Source organism: Pseudomonas sp. SDO52101_S400, from assembly GCF_054071635.1.
In genome coordinates this window covers 40,165-55,987 of sequence record NZ_JBSVWF010000001.1, presented here as the reverse complement: position 1 = coordinate 55,987, position 15,823 = coordinate 40,165, and the positions used below count along the sequence as shown (strand labels likewise).

13 protein-coding genes and 1 pseudogene are annotated in these 15,823 nt (G+C 62.0%); 8 read left to right on the top strand and 6 right to left on the bottom strand.

Annotated elements, in window-relative coordinates:
- Window positions 1-35 precede the first annotated feature (35 nt).
- Genes ACW9HX_RS00280 through fabI form a run of 6 tightly spaced genes read left to right on the top strand, consistent with a single transcriptional unit; the run spans window position 36 to window position 8,231 of the window.
- Window positions 36-1,868, top strand: coding sequence for an extracellular solute-binding protein (locus ACW9HX_RS00280; protein WP_457378994.1), 1,833 nt, complete (start codon window positions 36-38; stop codon window positions 1,866-1,868).
- Complete coding sequence (locus tag ACW9HX_RS00275; protein ID WP_457378993.1) at window positions 1,865-3,706, top strand: extracellular solute-binding protein; 1,842 nt, start codon at window positions 1,865-1,867, stop codon at window positions 3,704-3,706. Before ACW9HX_RS00280 ends, ACW9HX_RS00275 begins: the two co-directional genes overlap by 4 nt.
- Window positions 3,707-3,710: 4 nt before the next feature.
- Window positions 3,711-4,784 (top strand): microcin C ABC transporter permease YejB, encoded by a 1,074-nt coding sequence (locus ACW9HX_RS00270; protein ID WP_085708600.1) that lies wholly within the window; start codon window positions 3,711-3,713, stop codon window positions 4,782-4,784.
- Window position 4,785: 1 nt separating this feature from the next.
- Entirely contained in the window at window positions 4,786-5,805 is a 1,020-nt protein-coding gene (locus ACW9HX_RS00265) for an ABC transporter permease (protein WP_085708601.1), read from the top strand.
- Window position 5,806: 1 nt separating this feature from the next.
- A complete protein-coding gene (locus tag ACW9HX_RS00260; protein WP_134827261.1) occupies window positions 5,807-7,417 on the top strand; it encodes an ABC transporter ATP-binding protein in 1,611 nt (536 codons plus the stop codon).
- Window positions 7,418-7,436: 19 nt separating this feature from the next.
- Window positions 7,437-8,231 carry an enoyl-ACP reductase FabI gene (gene fabI, locus ACW9HX_RS00255; protein WP_003202751.1) on the top strand — a complete coding sequence of 265 codons (795 nt, stop codon included), beginning with the start codon at window positions 7,437-7,439 and terminating at the stop codon, window positions 8,229-8,231.
- Between the two features lie 43 nt (window positions 8,232-8,274).
- Here the strand turns inward: fabI and ACW9HX_RS00250 are convergent, their stop codons facing one another.
- Window positions 8,275-9,138 (bottom strand): LysR family transcriptional regulator, encoded by an 864-nt coding sequence (locus ACW9HX_RS00250; protein ID WP_457378992.1) that lies wholly within the window; start codon window positions 9,136-9,138, stop codon window positions 8,275-8,277.
- A 112-nt stretch (window positions 9,139-9,250) separates the two neighbouring features.
- Here ACW9HX_RS00250 and ACW9HX_RS00245 point away from each other — a divergent pair, with 112 nt between their 5' ends.
- Entirely contained in the window at window positions 9,251-9,676 is a 426-nt protein-coding gene (locus ACW9HX_RS00245) for a VOC family protein (protein WP_457378991.1), read from the top strand.
- A gap of 3 nt (window positions 9,677-9,679) precedes the next feature.
- On the opposite strand, the gene ACW9HX_RS00240 is transcribed toward ACW9HX_RS00245, so the two are convergent.
- From ACW9HX_RS00240 to ACW9HX_RS00220, 5 genes and pseudogenes are all read right to left on the bottom strand, one after another.
- Window positions 9,680-10,645 carry a sensor domain-containing diguanylate cyclase gene (locus tag ACW9HX_RS00240; protein ID WP_457378990.1) on the bottom strand — a complete coding sequence of 322 codons (966 nt, stop codon included), beginning with the start codon at window positions 10,643-10,645 and terminating at the stop codon, window positions 9,680-9,682.
- Window positions 10,646-10,707: 62 nt separating this feature from the next.
- Window positions 10,708-11,286 (bottom strand): hypothetical protein, encoded by a 579-nt coding sequence (locus ACW9HX_RS00235; RefSeq protein ID WP_457378989.1) that lies wholly within the window; start codon window positions 11,284-11,286, stop codon window positions 10,708-10,710.
- A gap of 1 nt (window position 11,287) precedes the next feature.
- Window positions 11,288-13,430: pseudogene (locus ACW9HX_RS00230) on the bottom strand (molybdopterin cofactor-binding domain-containing protein).
- A 17-nt stretch (window positions 13,431-13,447) separates the two neighbouring features.
- Window positions 13,448-13,903, bottom strand: a complete 456-nt coding sequence (locus ACW9HX_RS00225) for a (2Fe-2S)-binding protein (protein WP_085708608.1) — start codon at window positions 13,901-13,903, stop codon at window positions 13,448-13,450.
- Window positions 13,904-14,139: 236 nt separating this feature from the next.
- The gene (locus ACW9HX_RS00220) at window positions 14,140-14,532 is read right to left on the bottom strand and encodes a GFA family protein (protein ID WP_457378988.1); all 393 of its coding nucleotides are present in this window, start codon (window positions 14,530-14,532) and stop codon (window positions 14,140-14,142) included.
- Between the two features lie 109 nt (window positions 14,533-14,641).
- Between ACW9HX_RS00220 and ACW9HX_RS00215 the strand changes: the two genes are divergently transcribed.
- Complete coding sequence (locus tag ACW9HX_RS00215) at window positions 14,642-15,790, top strand: GGDEF domain-containing protein (protein WP_457378987.1); 1,149 nt, start codon at window positions 14,642-14,644, stop codon at window positions 15,788-15,790.
- Window positions 15,791-15,823: the final 33 nt, after the last annotated feature.

Genomic DNA, 15,823 nt, shown 5'->3' with positions numbered 1-15,823 from the left:
CCCACAAAGCCCAAGCCGCCTGGATCGGATCTGACTTGAAGCGTCCCCTCCTCCTGCTCCTGATCAGCCTGGCCTTGAGCTCCCCCGTCAGCGCGACGATCACCGAGAGTCACGGTTATGCGCAGTTCGGCACGCTCAAGTACCCGGCCAGATTTACCCACTTCGACTGGGTCAACCCGCAAGCGCCCAAGGGCGGCACATTGCGGGTGATGGCGTTTGGCACCTTCGATACGCTCAACCCCTACACGTTCAAGGGCACCAGCCCGGTCACTACCCCGAATTTCCTGCAGTACGGCATCAACGAGCTGAACGAGCCGCTGATGGTCGGCACCGGCCAGTATTCGCCATCCGGTGATGAGCCGGCTTCCAGTTATGGACTGATCGCCCAATCGGTCGAGTACAGCGAAGACCGCAGCTGGGTGGTGTTCAACCTGCGCCCGGAAGCGCGTTTCCACGACGGCACGCCGATCACCGCCTACGACGTGGCGTTCTCCTATCGCCTGCTGCTCAAGGAAGGTCATCCGCTGTATCGCACCGCGCTTCAGGAAGTGTTGCGGGTCGACATCCTCAACCCGCAGCGCATCCGTTTCGTGATGAAACGCTCGGGCAACCCGCTGTTGATCCTGCGCCTGGGCGAGTTGCCAGTGCTGCCCCAACATTACTGGAAGGGCCGCGACTTCAAGGCCACCACCTTCGAGCCGCCGCTGGGCAGCGGACCGTACCGCATCACCTCGGTGACGCCGGGCCGGCAACTGGTGTTCGAACGGGTCAAGGATTATTGGGGCAAGGACTTGCCGGTCAATCGCGGCAAGTACAACTTCGATCGCATGGAAGTCGAGTTCTACCGCGACAGCGACGTGGCCTTCGAAGCCTTCAAGGCCGGCGAGTTCGACATTTATATCGAACATCAGGCGAAAAACTGGGCCAACGGCTACAACTTCCCGGCGATCCGTCGTGGCGACGTGATCAAGGCGCAAATCCCGCACCAGATCCCGACCCAGAGCCAGGGCCTGTTCATGAACACTCGGCGGCCGACTTTCGCCGAGGTCAAGGTCCGCGAAGCGCTGGGCCTGATGTTCGACTTCGAGTGGACCAACCGCGCGCTGTTCAGCGATGCCTACAAGCGCACCACCAGTTACTACCCGAACAGCGAATTCAGTGCCAGCGGGCTGCCGGTCGGTCACGAATGGCTGATGCTCAAACCCTACAAGGATCAACTGCCGGCCCGGCTGTTCACCGAGCCGTTCACGCTGCCGCAGACCGACGGGCGCGGCATTCCCCGTGAAACCATGCGCAAGGCTTTGGCGCTGCTGGCCGAGGCTGGCTGGAAGCTCAATGGCCAGCGTTTACAGAACGCTGCCGGCCAACCGCTGAGTTTCGAACTGCTGCTGGTCAATCCGAACCTTGAGCGGATCCTCCAGCCGTACATCGAGAACCTCAACAGCATCGGCATCGATGCGCGCCTGCGCACGGTGGATCGCGCCCAGTACAAACAGCGTCTGGATCAGTTCGATTTCGACATGATCCTGATGACCCTCAACCAGACCCTCAGCCCGGGGCTGGAACAGTGGCAGTACTTCCACTCCAGCCAGGTCGGGGTCAAGGGCAGCAAGAATTACGCGGGCATCGCCAACCCGGTGGTCGACCATCTGCTTGAGCAGCTGCTCGCCGCCCGCACCCGCGATGAACAGGTCGCCGCCGGCAAGGCGCTGGACCGCGTGTTGCTCTGGCAGCACTACAGCATTCCCAACTGGTACCTCAATTATCACCGTCTGGCGTACCGCAACCGGTTCGCCTTCGTCACTACGCCGCCCTATACCCTGGGCCTGAGCGCGTGGTGGCTGAAATCTTCGGAGAAAGGTCAATGAACGCCGTTCGCACCCTGCTCGTGCAGGCTTGCGGCCTGTTATTCGCCGGGCTGGCCTGCGCCGCCCCGCAACACGCCGTGACCCTCTACAACGAGCCGCCGAAATACCCCGCCGACTTCAAGCACTTCGATTACGTGAACGCCGACGCGCCCAAGGGCGGGATCTTCCGTCAGGCCGGTTTCGGCGGCTTCGACAGCCTCAACCCGTTCATCAGCAAAGGCGTGCCGGCGGACGATGTCGGGCAGATCTACGACACGCTGACCAAGCACAGCCTCGACGAGCCGTTCACCGAATACGGCCTGATCGCCGGCAAGATCGAGAAGGCCCCGGACAACAGCTGGGTGCGCTTCTACCTGCGCCCCGAAGCACGTTTCCATGACGGCCACCCGGTACGCGCCGAGGACGTGGTTTTCAGCTTCGAGACCCTGACCAAGGAAGGCTCGCCGATGTTTCGCGGTTACTACAGCGATGTCGAAGAAGCCGTCGCTGAAGACCCGCTCACGGTACTGTTCAAGTTCAAACACAACAACAATCGGGAACTGCCCCTGATCCTCGGCCAGTTGCCGGTGCTGCCGAAACACTGGTGGGCCAGTCGCGACTTCAACAAGGGCAATCTGGAAATCCCGCTGGGCAGCGGCCCGTACAAGGTCGCCGAAGTGAAGGCCGGTCGCTCGGTACGTTACGAGCGGGTCAAGGATTACTGGGGCAAGGACCTGCCGGTCAATCGCGGGTTCTACAACTTCGACGTGCTGACCACCGATTACTACCGCGACAACACCGTTGCGCTGGAAGCGCTGAAGGCCGGGCAGTTCGACTACTGGCTGGAAATGACCGCGAAGAACTGGGCCAACGCCTACAACATCCCGGCCGTTACCGAAGGCCGGCTGGTCAAGGAGCTGATCCCCAACGGCAATCCGACCGGCATGCAGGGTTTCGTCTTCAACCTGCGCCGCCCGGTGTTCCAGGACGTTCGCGTGCGTCAGGCACTGGGTCTGCTGCTCGACTTCGAATGGACCAACAAGCAACTGTTCAACAGCGCCTACGTGCGCACCCGCAGCTACTTCGAGAACTCGGAAATGGCCGCCACCGGCCTGCCGGACGCCGATCAACTGGCGATCCTCGACCCGTTCCGCCGCCAGCTCCCGGCGCAGGTCTTCAGCGAAGCTTTCGAAAACCCGAAGACCGACGCCAGCGGCATGATCCGCTTGCAGCAGCGCGAGGCCTATCAATTGCTGCAAGAGGCCGGCTGGAAGATCGTCGACGACAAAATGGTCGACGCCACTGGCAAGCCTGTCGTCATTGAGTTCCTGCTGGCCCAGACCGAATTCGAGCGGGTGCTGCTGCCGTTCAAGCGCAACCTCGCCGACCTGGGCATCGATCTGGTGATCCGCCGCGTCGACGTCTCGCAATACGTCAACCGCGTGCGTTCGCGGGACTTCGACATGATCGTCGGCAGCTTTCCGCAGTCCAACTCGCCGGGCAACGAGCAGCGCGAGTTCTGGATGAGCGCCGCCGCCGACAAACCGAGCAGCCGCAACTCCATGGGCCTGAAAGACCCTATCGTCGATCACCTGGTCGAGAGCCTGATCAACGCCGATTCGCGCAAAAGCCTGGTCGCCCACGCCCGGGCGCTGGACCGTGTACTGCAATGGGGCTACTACGTGATCCCCAACTGGCACATCAAGAGCTGGCGCGTGGCTTACTGGAACCACATCGGCCATCCGAAAGTCTCCCCCAAGTACGACATCGGCATTAACACCTGGTGGGTCAAACCCGACACGAAACCTGCGGTAGAAGTGCAAACCCAACTGCAAGCCGACCCTGTGGGCACGGAGTAATCAGATGCTGGCGTACATTTTTCGGCGACTGTTGCTGATCATCCCGACCCTGTTCGGCATTCTGCTGATCAACTTCGTGATCATCCAGGCCGCGCCCGGCGGGCCGGTCGAGCAGATGATCGCCAAACTCGAAGGCTTCGAAGGCGCCACCAGCCGCATCGCCGGCGGCGGTGCCGAAGTGTCGGTGGCCGGTTCCGCCTATCGTGGTGCGCAAGGCCTGGACCCGGCGCTGATCAAGGAAATCGAGCACATGTACGGCTTCGACAAGTCGGCGCCGGAACGGCTGTGGATCATGGTCAAGAACTACGCCCGACTGGATTTCGGCGACAGCTTCTTCCGCGACGCCAAGGTCATCGACCTGATCAAGGAAAAGATGCCGGTATCGATCTCGCTGGGGCTGTGGAGCACGCTGATCATGTACCTGGTGTCAATCCCGCTGGGGATCGCCAAGGCCACGCGGCACGGCAGCCACTTCGACGTCTGGACCAGCTCGGCGATCATCGTCGGTTATGCGATCCCGGCGTTCCTGTTCGCGATCCTGCTGATCGTGGTGTTTGCCGGCGGCAGTTATCTGGACTGGTTTCCTTTACGCGGGCTGACATCGAACAACTTCGACGAGCTAAGCCTGGGCGGCAAGGTCCTCGACTACTTCTGGCACCTGGCGCTGCCGGTGACGGCGCTGGTGATCGGCAACTTCGCGACCATGACTTTGCTGACCAAAAACAGCTTTCTCGACGAGATCAACAAGCAGTACGTAGTCACCGCCAAAGCCAAGGGCCTGACCCGCCATCGCGTGCTCTACGGCCATGTATTCCGTAACGCGATGCTGCTGGTGATCGCCGGATTCCCGTCGGCGTTCATCGGCATCTTCTTCACAGGCTCCCTGCTGGTGGAAGTGATCTTCTCCCTCGACGGCCTCGGCCTGATGAGTTTCGAAGCGGCGATCAACCGTGATTACCCGGTGGTGTTCGGCACCCTGTTCATCTTCACCCTGCTGGGGCTGGTGGTGAAACTGATCGGAGACCTCACCTACACCCTGGTCGATCCGCGCATCGACTTCGCCAGCCGGGAGCATTGAGATGAACCTGTCCCCTCTCAACCGTCGGCGCTTCGAACTGTTCAAGGCCAACAAGCGTGGCTGGTGGTCGCTGTGGCTGTTCCTGATCCTGTTCGGCCTGAGCCTCGGTGCCGAACTGATCGCCAACGACAAGCCGCTGGTGGTGCACTACGACAACAACTGGTATTTCCCGGCAATCAAGCGTTACCCGGAAACCACCTTCGGCGGCGAGTTCCCGCTGGAAGCCAACTACAAGAGCCCGTACATCCAGGAACTGCTCAAGGCCAAGGATGCGTGGGTGCTGTGGGCGCCGATTCCGTTCAGCTACCAGAGCATCAACTACGACCTGAAGGTCCCGGCCCCTGCCCCGCCCTCGACGGTGAACCTGCTGGGCACCGACGATCAGGGCCGCGATGTGCTGGCGCGGGTGATCTACGGCTTCCGCATTTCCGTGCTGTTCGCCCTGACGCTGACCGTGCTCAGCTCGATCATCGGCGTGATCGCCGGCGCGTTGCAGGGCTTCTATGGCGGCTGGGTCGACCTGGCCGGCCAGCGTTTCCTGGAGATCTGGTCGGGTTTGCCGGTGCTGTACCTGCTGATCATTCTCGCCAGTTTCGTCCAGCCGAATTTCTGGTGGCTGCTGGGGATCATGCTGCTGTTTTCGTGGATGAGCCTGGTGGACGTGGTGCGCGCCGAGTTCCTGCGCGGGCGCAACCTCGAATACGTGCGTGCGGCCCGGGCGCTGGGGATGCAGAACGGCGCGATCATGTTCCGCCACATTCTGCCCAACGCCATGGTCTCGACCATGACCTTCATGCCGTTCATCCTGACCGGCGCCATCGGCACCCTCACCGCGCTGGACTTCCTCGGTTTCGGCTTGCCGGCCGGCAGTCCGTCGCTGGGTGAGCTGGTGGCCCAGGGCAAATCCAACCTGCAGGCCCCGTGGCTGGGCATGAGCGCGTTTGCGGTGCTGGCGCTGATGCTGAGCCTGCTGGTGTTTATCGGCGAGTCCGCCCGCGATGCCTTCGACCCGAGGAAGTGAAATGAATCAGGACAATCTGATCGAAATCCGCGACCTCGCCGTCGAATTCGGCACGGGCGATCGCGCCCATCGGGTGGTCGAAGGTGTGAGCTTCGACATCAAGCGTGGCGAGACTCTGGCGCTGGTCGGCGAATCGGGCTCGGGCAAGTCGGTGACGGCGCACTCGATCCTGCGCCTGCTGCCCTACCCGCTGGCCCGCCATCCGGCCGGCAGCATCACTTATTCCGGGCAGAACCTGCTGGAACTGAGCGAAAAGACCATCCGTCACATCCGTGGCAACCGGATCGCGATGATCTTTCAGGAGCCGATGACCTCGCTCAACCCGCTGCACTCCATCGAAAAACAGATCAACGAGATCCTCGGCATCCACAAGGGCCTGACCGGCAAGGTAGCGACCAAACGCACGCTGGAGCTGCTGGAAATGGTCGGCATCCCCGAGCCGCACAAACGCCTCAAGGCCCTGCCCCACGAATTGTCCGGTGGCCAGCGCCAGCGGGTGATGATCGCCATGGCCCTGGCTAACGAGCCGGAACTGCTGATCGCCGACGAGCCGACCACCGCGCTGGACGTGACCGTTCAGCTGAAAATCCTCGACCTGCTCAAGGAATTGCAGGCTCGATTGGGCATGGCGCTGCTACTGATCAGTCACGATTTGAACCTGGTGCGAAGAATTGCGCATCGCGTATGTGTCATGCAGCGCGGTTGCATCGTCGAACAGGCATCGTGCGCAGAGCTGTTCCGTTCTCCGCAGCATCCGTACACTCGGGAGCTGCTGGCGGCGGAGCCCAGCGGAGGCCCGGCGAGCAATAAAATCGGCGCGCCGCTGCTGCAGGTCGAGGACCTGAAAGTCTGGTTCCCGATCAAGAAAGGCCTGCTCAAACGCACGGTGGATCATGTCAAGGCAGTGGACGGCATCAATTTCAGCCTTCCTCAGGGTCAGACCCTGGGGATCGTGGGGGAAAGCGGTTCCGGCAAATCCACCCTGGGCCTGGCGATCTTGCGGTTGATCGGCAGCAAAGGCGCGATCCGTTTTGAAGGCAAGCAGCTAGACTGCCTGACGCAGAACGAGGTTCGCCCGTTGCGTCGGGAGATGCAGGTGGTATTTCAGGACCCGTTCGGCAGCCTGAGCCCGCGGATGTGCGTGAGCGACATCGTTGGCGAAGGCTTGCGGATTCACAAGATGGGTACCGCCGCCGAGCAGGAAGCGGCGATCATTGCGGCATTGAAGGAGGTAGGTCTGGATCCGGAAACCCGGCACCGCTACCCCCACGAATTTTCCGGTGGGCAGCGGCAGCGTATCGCCATTGCCCGGGCCCTGGTGCTCAAGCCGGCGCTGATCCTTTTGGACGAGCCGACTTCGGCCCTCGACCGGACGGTGCAGCGGCAAGTGGTGGAGCTGTTGCGTTCACTGCAAGCCAAGTACAACCTGACGTATTTGTTCATCAGCCATGACCTGGCTGTTGTGAAAGCGCTGAGCCACCAGCTGATGGTGGTCAAGCATGGCCAAGTGGTCGAACAGGGAGACGCGCAAAGTATCTTTGCCGCCCCCCAACATCCGTATACACAGCAGTTGCTGGAAGCCGCTTTTCTGGCACCAGCCACTGCGCAATAACCTGAAAGAGGAGCAACACATGGGTTTTCTCGCCGGTAAGCGCGTACTGATCGTCGGTGTCGCCAGCAAGCTGTCCATCGCATCCGGCATCGCTGCCGCCATGCATCGCGAGGGCGCTGAGCTTGCCTTCACTTATCAGAACGACAAACTGAAAGGTCGTGTCGAAGAGTTCGCACAGGGCTGGGGCTCGAGCCCTGAGCTGTGCTTCCCGTGCGACGTGGCCAGCGATGAAGAAATCGCCAAGGTCTTCGAAGAACTGAGCAAGAAGTGGGACGGCCTGGACTGCATCGTGCACTCCGTCGGCTTCGCCCCGGGCGATCAACTGGACGGCGACTTCACCGAAGCCACCACTCGCGAAGGTTTCCGCATCGCTCACGACATCAGCGCCTACAGCTTCGTGGCCCTGGCCAAGGCCGGTCGCGAAATGATGAAAGGCCGCAACGGCAGCCTGCTGACCCTGTCGTACCTGGGCGCCGAGCGCACCATGCCGAACTACAACGTGATGGGCATGGCCAAGGCTTCGCTGGAAGCCGGCGTACGTTACCTGGCCGGCTCCCTGGGCCCGGACGGCACCCGCGTCAACTGCGTATCGGCCGGCCCGATCCGCACACTGGCAGCTTCGGGCATCAAGAACTTCCGCAAGATGCTGGCCGCCAACGAAGCGCAAACCCCGCTGCGTCGCAACGTCACCATCGAAGAAGTCGGCAACGCCGGCGCCTTCCTGTGCTCCGACCTGGCGTCGGGCATCAGCGGTGAAATCATGTACGTGGACGGCGGCTTCAACACCACCGCCATGGGCAACATCGAGGAGTAATCTTCGCGCTGCCGATAAAAAGCCCGCCGATTGGCGGGCTTTTTCATGCCTGCGATTCCAGGCAACGGGCGAACAACTGCTGAATCGGCTGGCTGCGCTGGCTGTAACGCTGCAACAGAACCATCTCCCGATAAAACTTCAGCTCGCCCAGTTCGATCACCCTCACCCTCAGCGGATGCTCCAGCCACAGCCCAGCCATGGGCAGCAAGGAAACCCCGAGCCCGCATTCGACCATCTTCACGATCGCTTCCAGTTCATCCAGCTCTAGCGCCACACTGACATCTATCCGCTGCTCACGCAGAAAGCGCGTCACCAGTCGCCCCCCGAACGAGTTGCGGTCGTAGCGCACATGAGGATGCTCGGCGAGCAATTGCAGCGGATCATCGCCCTCGACCGTTGTCGGTACGATCAGCACAAACGGTTCGCGTCGGATCACCTGCGCTGACAGCTCCTTGGGCAATTCGAACGGCGGCCTGATCATGACTGCCAGATCGACCTGCCCTGCATCCACTTGGCTCAGCAGGTTCAGCGACACACCCGGCACCAGTTTCGGCTCCACACCCGGCGCCTGTTGGCGCAAGCGCAACAAGGCCTGAGGCAACAATCCCGTCTGTGCGGTGGCCACGGCACCGATTCTCAGCTCGCCGCGAAACTCGCTGGCGTCTTCACTGATCGCCATGCGGCTGAAGGTGGCGAGCATTTCCTGCGCCATCGGCACCGCGCGCTGCCCTGCTGGGTTGAGAATCGCCTGACGGCCGGTGCGATCGAACAGGCGCACACCCAAAGTCTGTTCCAGATTGCGGATCTGCGCGCTGACCGCCGATTGCGTCAGGCCGACATGCAGGCCCGCCGCAGCAAACGTGCCGTGCTGCGCCACCGCCAGAAAGGTTTTCAATTCACGCAGCATGGGCACCTCGATTGATCGAAATAATTTGAGCTCGGCGCAAAAACTATCGTCTTTCAATCGAAATACACAGCGCTAAACTCAACTCACCCAACCGTTGATCGAGACCTGCCCCATGTCACTCAGCCCCTTCCACCTGGCCATTCCAGTGTACGACCTTGCCGCCGCCCGGCATTTTTACCGTGACGTGTTCGGCCTCGAAGAGGGTCGCTCCAGCGATCACTGGGTCGACTTCAACTTCTTCGGCCATCAATTGGTGATTCACCTGGCACCGAAAAACTCCTCGCAGGAAGCCGCCCACACCAACGCCGTGGACGGTCATGACGTACCGGTGCCGCATTTCGGTGTGGTGCTGGGGATGGAGCAATGGCATGCACTGGCCGAGCGCCTGAAATCACTGGGCACGCGGTTCGTGATCGAGCCGGGGATTCGTTTTCAGGGACTGGTGGGCGAACAGGCGACGATGTTTTTGTTCGACCCCTGCGGGAACGCCCTGGAGTTCAAGGCGTTCAAGGACATCGGGCAGTTGTTTGCCAAATAAGCGTCAGATTCGCTTCAGGGCCTGCTTGTGGGCATACATCGCCCCATCCGCATCTGCCAACAGTTTATCCACGGTGTCATGCCGCCGTGGGTCGTACTCGATCTGGCCGACACTGAAGCGAATCGCATATCCCCGGTGCAGCGTGGCATTGCGCTCCTCAAGGATCTCCTTGAGCCGCGCCATGATCGCTGTGGTTTCGATGTGGCTGGAGCCGGTCAGTAGCGCCACGAACTCATCACCACCGAGCCGCCCCACCACGTCACTTTCGCGAAACGCAATGCGCAACACATCGGCGAAGGTCTTGAGCGCACTGTCACCCTCGGCATGGCCGTAGAGGTCGTTGATCTGCTTGAAATCGTTGAGATCGAAAAACAGCAGCGTCGCCGGCTTGCCCATCCGTGCACAGGCATCCAGCGCATGTTGGGCCAGCATCTTGAAGCCTCGACGGTTGGACAGCAGCGTCAGTTCGTCCATGCTCGCCATCTGCACGGCCATCAGTTCCTGTTCGGCCATACCGGCGAGATCGCGCAACAGGTCGCGCTCTTCGTCGTCGAGTTCCCGGGGTTTGGTGTCGATCAGGCACAAGGTGCCCATCTTGTTGCCGTTGGGCACCGTCAGCGGATAACCGGCGTAGAAACGGATGTTCGGGTCGCCGATCACCAGCGGGTTGTCGTGGAAACGTTCGTCCTGGCGAGCATCGGGCACCAGCAGCAGTTCATCCTTGAGGATCGCATGACCGCAGAATGAAACGTCCCGAGGGGTTTGCGTGGCGTCCAGGCCCACGCAGGACTTGAACCACTGCCGATCCTTGTCCACCAGCGTCACCAGCGCGATCGGTACGTTGAACAGCCGCCTGGCCAGACGGGTCAGGCGGTCGAAGCGTTCTTCGGGGGCGGAATCGAGGAGGTTCAGTCCATACAGCGCCTGAACCCGGGCCGCCTCATTGGCGGGTTTGCCTGGAACCAGCATCAGTACACTCCATTGTCATCAGTGGCCTTTAGCGTAGACCGATTCGGCATTGACTCAAATACTCATCCTCCAGCCGCAGGGCATGGCCCGCCTGCATCCGCCCACAGCTTGAACTGGCTGACAAAGATGTCATGCGGCACCGGCACCGGTTGCCGCCCCGCTCCGGGATTCCAGCCCCAGAGCACCAGTTTGTCCTCGCTGACGTGCTTGATCAGGGCGGCGAAGTCCCGGTCACCGTTGCTGCTGCGGTCCTTGATCATCGCGCACAGGCGATCCGGCGGCAGGCCGATCCAGGCCATCTTGTGCGAAGCCGGCGGCAGGCTCCAGTGAGGTGCGCCGGGTGGCGCGTGGGGGCCGTAGCTGGCCGGCGGATTGCTCTCGGCGTGACAGGTGGCGCAAGGCAAACCGGCGGCGCCCTTGCCGTCCATGCCGCGTACCACGTTCATCGCGTGGGGCGTGCCGGCGTCGAACTGCAACGGCGAATCGCCGGGGATGTGGCAGTTCTGGCAGCGCGGGCTCTGGAAGACTTTCTGCACCGTGCCAAAGGCTTTCAGGGCTTCCTGATCATCAGCGAACAGATCCGAAGCGTAGCCGCCAAGACCGACCAGCATCACCGTGCCCAACAACAGATGTCGTTTCATCTCACACCCCCGACAGTTGCAGCGGCAGTTCCCGCAGGCGCTGCCCGGTCAAGGCGAACACCGCGTTGGCCACCGCCGGCCTCGCCGATGCCGCCGGGCTTGTCGCTGCTCGGCACGATGTGCACCTCGACCACCGGCATCTCGTTCAGGCGCAGCACCTGATAATCGTGATAGTTGGACTGTACGACCTGACCGTCCTTGAGCGTCAGCTTGCTGTGCAGCGCCATGCCCAGGCCGAAGGTGATGCACGACTCCATTTGCGCCGCGATGCTCTGCGGGTTGACGGCGATGCCGCAATCCACCGCGCACACCACCCGGTGCACGCGAATCTTCAGATTGTCCTGGGACACCTCGGCGACTTGTGCCACATAGCTGCCGAATGACTCGTGCACCGCCACGCCCAGCGCATGGCCGTCCGGCAGCGGTGCTTTCCAGTTGGCCTTCTCCACCGCCAGATTCAGCACTCCAAGGTGCCGGGCGTGATCCTTGAGCAACGTTCGCCGGTATTCCACCGGGTCCTTGCCTGCTGCCGTTGCCATTTCATCGATCAGCGACTCCATGACAAACGCGGTGTGACTGTGCCCCACCGAGCGCAGCCACAATACGTTGATCCCGGTGGCCGGCGAGTGCAGATCGACCTGATGATGGGCCAGGCCCGTGATGTAAGGGCTGTCGGCCACCCCCTCGACGGACGTCTGGTCGATGCCATTCTTGACCATGGTTTTCTCCAGCATGGTGCCGGCCATGATCGACTGCCCGACCAGCACATGCTGCCAGGCCAGTGGCATGCCATCGGCGCCCAGACCGATCCGCGCCTGATGCAGAAACATCGAACGGTAATACCCGCCCCGGATATCGTCCTCGCGCGACCACACGGTTTTCACCGGCATCGCCGCAGCCTTGGCCACTTGCACGGCTTCGGCGACAAAGTCCGAAGTCGGGTTGGCCCGCCGCCCGAAACCACCGCCGAGGAATTCGGTGTGGATTTCCACCTGTTCGGGTTTGAGCCCGGTGATCTTGCCGGCGACCATTTGATCGAGGGTCTGAAATTGCGTGCCGGTCCAGATTTCGCACTTGTCGGCGCTGATCTTCACCGTACAGTTGAGCGGTTCCATCGGTGCATGAGCCAAATAGGGAACGCTGTATTCGACATCGACTTTCTTCGCCGCTTTATCGAAATTGCCCTTGGCATCCCCGGTCTGACCAGCGGAAGTGCCCGGCGTAGCGGCGAGTTTGCGAAAACTCTCCAGCAGTTTTTCACTGCTCAGATCCGCGTGCGGCCCCAGATCCCAATCAACCTTCAGCGCATCGCGCCCCAGTTTCGCCGCCCAGTAATGATCGGCAATCACCGCCACGCCTGTCGGCACCTGCACCACTTTGCGCACGCCGGGAATGGCCAGCGCCTGCGCGCCTTCAAAGGACTTGACGCTGGCGCCGAACACCGGCGCCCGGGCGACCATGGCGGTCATCAGGCCGTCGAACTGCACGTCCATGCCGAACCTGGCGCGGCCGGTGATTTTCTCCGGAGTGTCGAGGCGCCTGGTCGGTTTGCCGATGACTTTCCAGTCCTTGGCTTCTTTGAAGGCGATCGACTTGGGATCGGGCACCGGCAGTTGCCCGGCGGCGTCCGCCAGCTCGCCGTAAGTGGCGCGGTTGTCGCCGGCAATCACCACGCCGGATTCGGTGCGGATCGTCGAGGGGGCCACGTTGAAACGCTTGGCCGCCGCTTCGATCAACATCTGCCGCGCCGTGGCCCCGGCCAGGCGATAACGGTCGAACTCCATCCAGGTCGAGGTTGATCCGCCGGTGATCTGCATCCCGCCAAACGCCGGCATGCCGTAATCGGCGGCCGAGGCCGGCGAATGCTCGACGCGGATCTTCGACCAGTCGGCGTCGAGCTCTTCGGCGATCAACATGGTCAGACCGGTCCAGATGCCCTGGCCCATTTCCGAATGGCCGAGCAGCACGGTAACGCTGTTGTCCGCCGCAATCCGCAGGAACGCGTTGGGCGCAAACACCTTGCCTTCGTTCTCGGCCGCCATGGCAAAGCGGTTGCCGCCGGGCACCACGAAGGCCACCACCAGACCACCGCCAAGCACGGCGCTACCTTTGAGAAATCCGCGACGGGATACAGGACTGTTCATCACTCACCTCCCCTCGCTCAGCCGATGTCGGCGGCACGTTTGACCGCGGCGCGGATTCTTGGATACGTGCCGCAGCGGCAGATGTTGCCGGAGAGCGCCTGATCGATGTCGCTGTCGGTGGGTTTGGGGATTTTCGCCAGCAACGCGGCGGCGGACATGATCTGCCCGGACTGGCAGTAACCGCATTGCACCACGTCCAGTTCGGCCCAGGCCTGTTGCACCGGGTGCGAGCCGTCGGTCGAGAGACCTTCGATGGTGAGGATTTTCTGGCCGTGGGCGACGGCGGTGGCCGGCGTGATGCACGAACGCAGCGGCGCGCCATCGACATGCACGGTGCAGGCCCCGCACTGGGCCATGCCGCAACCGAATTTGGTGCCCGTCAGGTGCGCGACGTCGCGCAGAACCCAGAGCAACGGCATGTCCGCGGGGACATCGAGCTCCTGATCCTTGCCATTGATGTTCAAGGTCAGCATCGGGGATTTCCTCAGACTCACGGTGTTCTGAAGGGCGCTGCTACAGCTCTTGAACGCTGGGCGCGCCTCGGCTTATCCCTTTCAGCTAAGCGCATTTTGACCCGACGACCAGCCGCCGCGACCACCGGTCATGCAGCACCGTCCGGGCATTCATCGACCAACGTGCCGACTTTGCTCCCACCGTTGATTCCGGTTGTCAGCGCAAGTCCTGCGATACACCTGACCCCGACTGCCCTCTACTCTTCACTTCGCCCGTCACCCTCACGATCCCGCACGTAGTGCCTGGCGAGGGGGAACGCAGGCAACCACGACTCCCGCCGCACCGTCCAGAGCTCATAGGTCGGCGTCAATTGATCGGGCGCATCCAGCGCCCCCAGACTCACCTCGATCTCATCACCATTGCGACCAAACACCGACGAGCCGCAGCGCGGACAGAAATGCCGCCCCGCATAGTCACGGGTTTCCCCGGTGATCGTCACCGCGTCTACGGGAAAGATCGCTGCCGACGCAAACAGCGCGCCATGGTGTTTACGGCAATCAAGACAATGGCAAACGCCGACCCTGTAGGGCCGCCCCGCCGCCTCGAACCGCACATCGCCGCACAGACAACCACCGGTCAATCGCTCCATGGGGCACCTCGCCTGAAAATGGAATAACCGGTGAGTGAAAATAGCAGCCCATTGGGGGAACGCTTACAATCGTGGCCCATTACCACTATCCAGGCAGACCCGTCCGTTCATGGCGCTCGATCCCCTCACGATGCTCACCATTTCCACCGCCCTGGCCGCGGCGGCCGCTCTGTATCTGGCGGTCGAATGGCGCAGCATCCGCGAACCTTCCCTGCTGTTCTGGAGCGCCGGTTTCGCCACCATCACCGTCGGCTCGAGCCTGGCCCTGCTGCGCGCCAATGGCTATCCGCTGATCGGCATCTGGTTCGCCAACGGCTTGCTGGTGGTCGCGCACTGGCTGTTTCTGTTGGGGGTTGCGCGGTTTACGCAGAAGCGATTGTCACGGGCCTGGTACTTGATGTTCCTGGTGTGGCTGGCGTTGCTGCTGTTACCGGAAGATCCGTCGTGGTCGAAGATCATGCTGATGGCCAACTCACTGCTGATTGCCTTGTTGATGTTGCGTGCCAGCCTGTTGCTGCGCCCTCACGGCAAGTCGTTGAGCATCGGTGCGGTGCAACTGCGTTATGTGCTGCTGATCCACGGCGCGTTCTATTTCACCAAGGCGATCATCGCGGTGATTCCGGGCACGCTGATTGATCTGGCGTCGCTGCGCGGCGAGATCATTCAGATTTCCCTGGTCGAAGGTGCAATGGCAATCATGCTGATCGCGCTGTCGATGACCGGCACCGAGCGCTACCGCCGGGAAAAGCAGATCGCCGAACTGGCCGCCCGGGATCCGCTGACCGCGCTGTACAACCGCCGCGCCCTCGAAGTCCGCGCGCCGCGCCTGCTCGATCAAGTCTCCAGCGCCCGCCCCGGCGCCCTGCTGCTGATCGACATCGACAACTTCAAACTGATCAACGACCTGTACGGCCATGCCGCCGGCGATCGGCTGCTCATCGCCCTCAGCAAAATGGTCCGCACAGTGCTGCCCAAGGGCGCGCTCGCGGCACGGCTGGGTGGCGACGAATTCGTGATGCTGCTGGGCGATACGTCCCACGAACAGATCATGGTGCTGGGCAGTGAGTTGCGTGAGCAGTTTCAGCAGATGACTTCGCAGACCTACACCACCCCGCAAGCGGTCACCCTGAGCATCGGCGCCAAGGTGTTCGAGCAGCCGCCGGCCAGCCTCACGGCATTGATCGAACAGGGTGACAGCGCGCTTTACGAATCCAAGCGCGGCGGTCGCAACCGGATTCGCCTGGCCGACTACACCTGACCTATCCTTGCCTGCATCCCGTGACACCGGAGT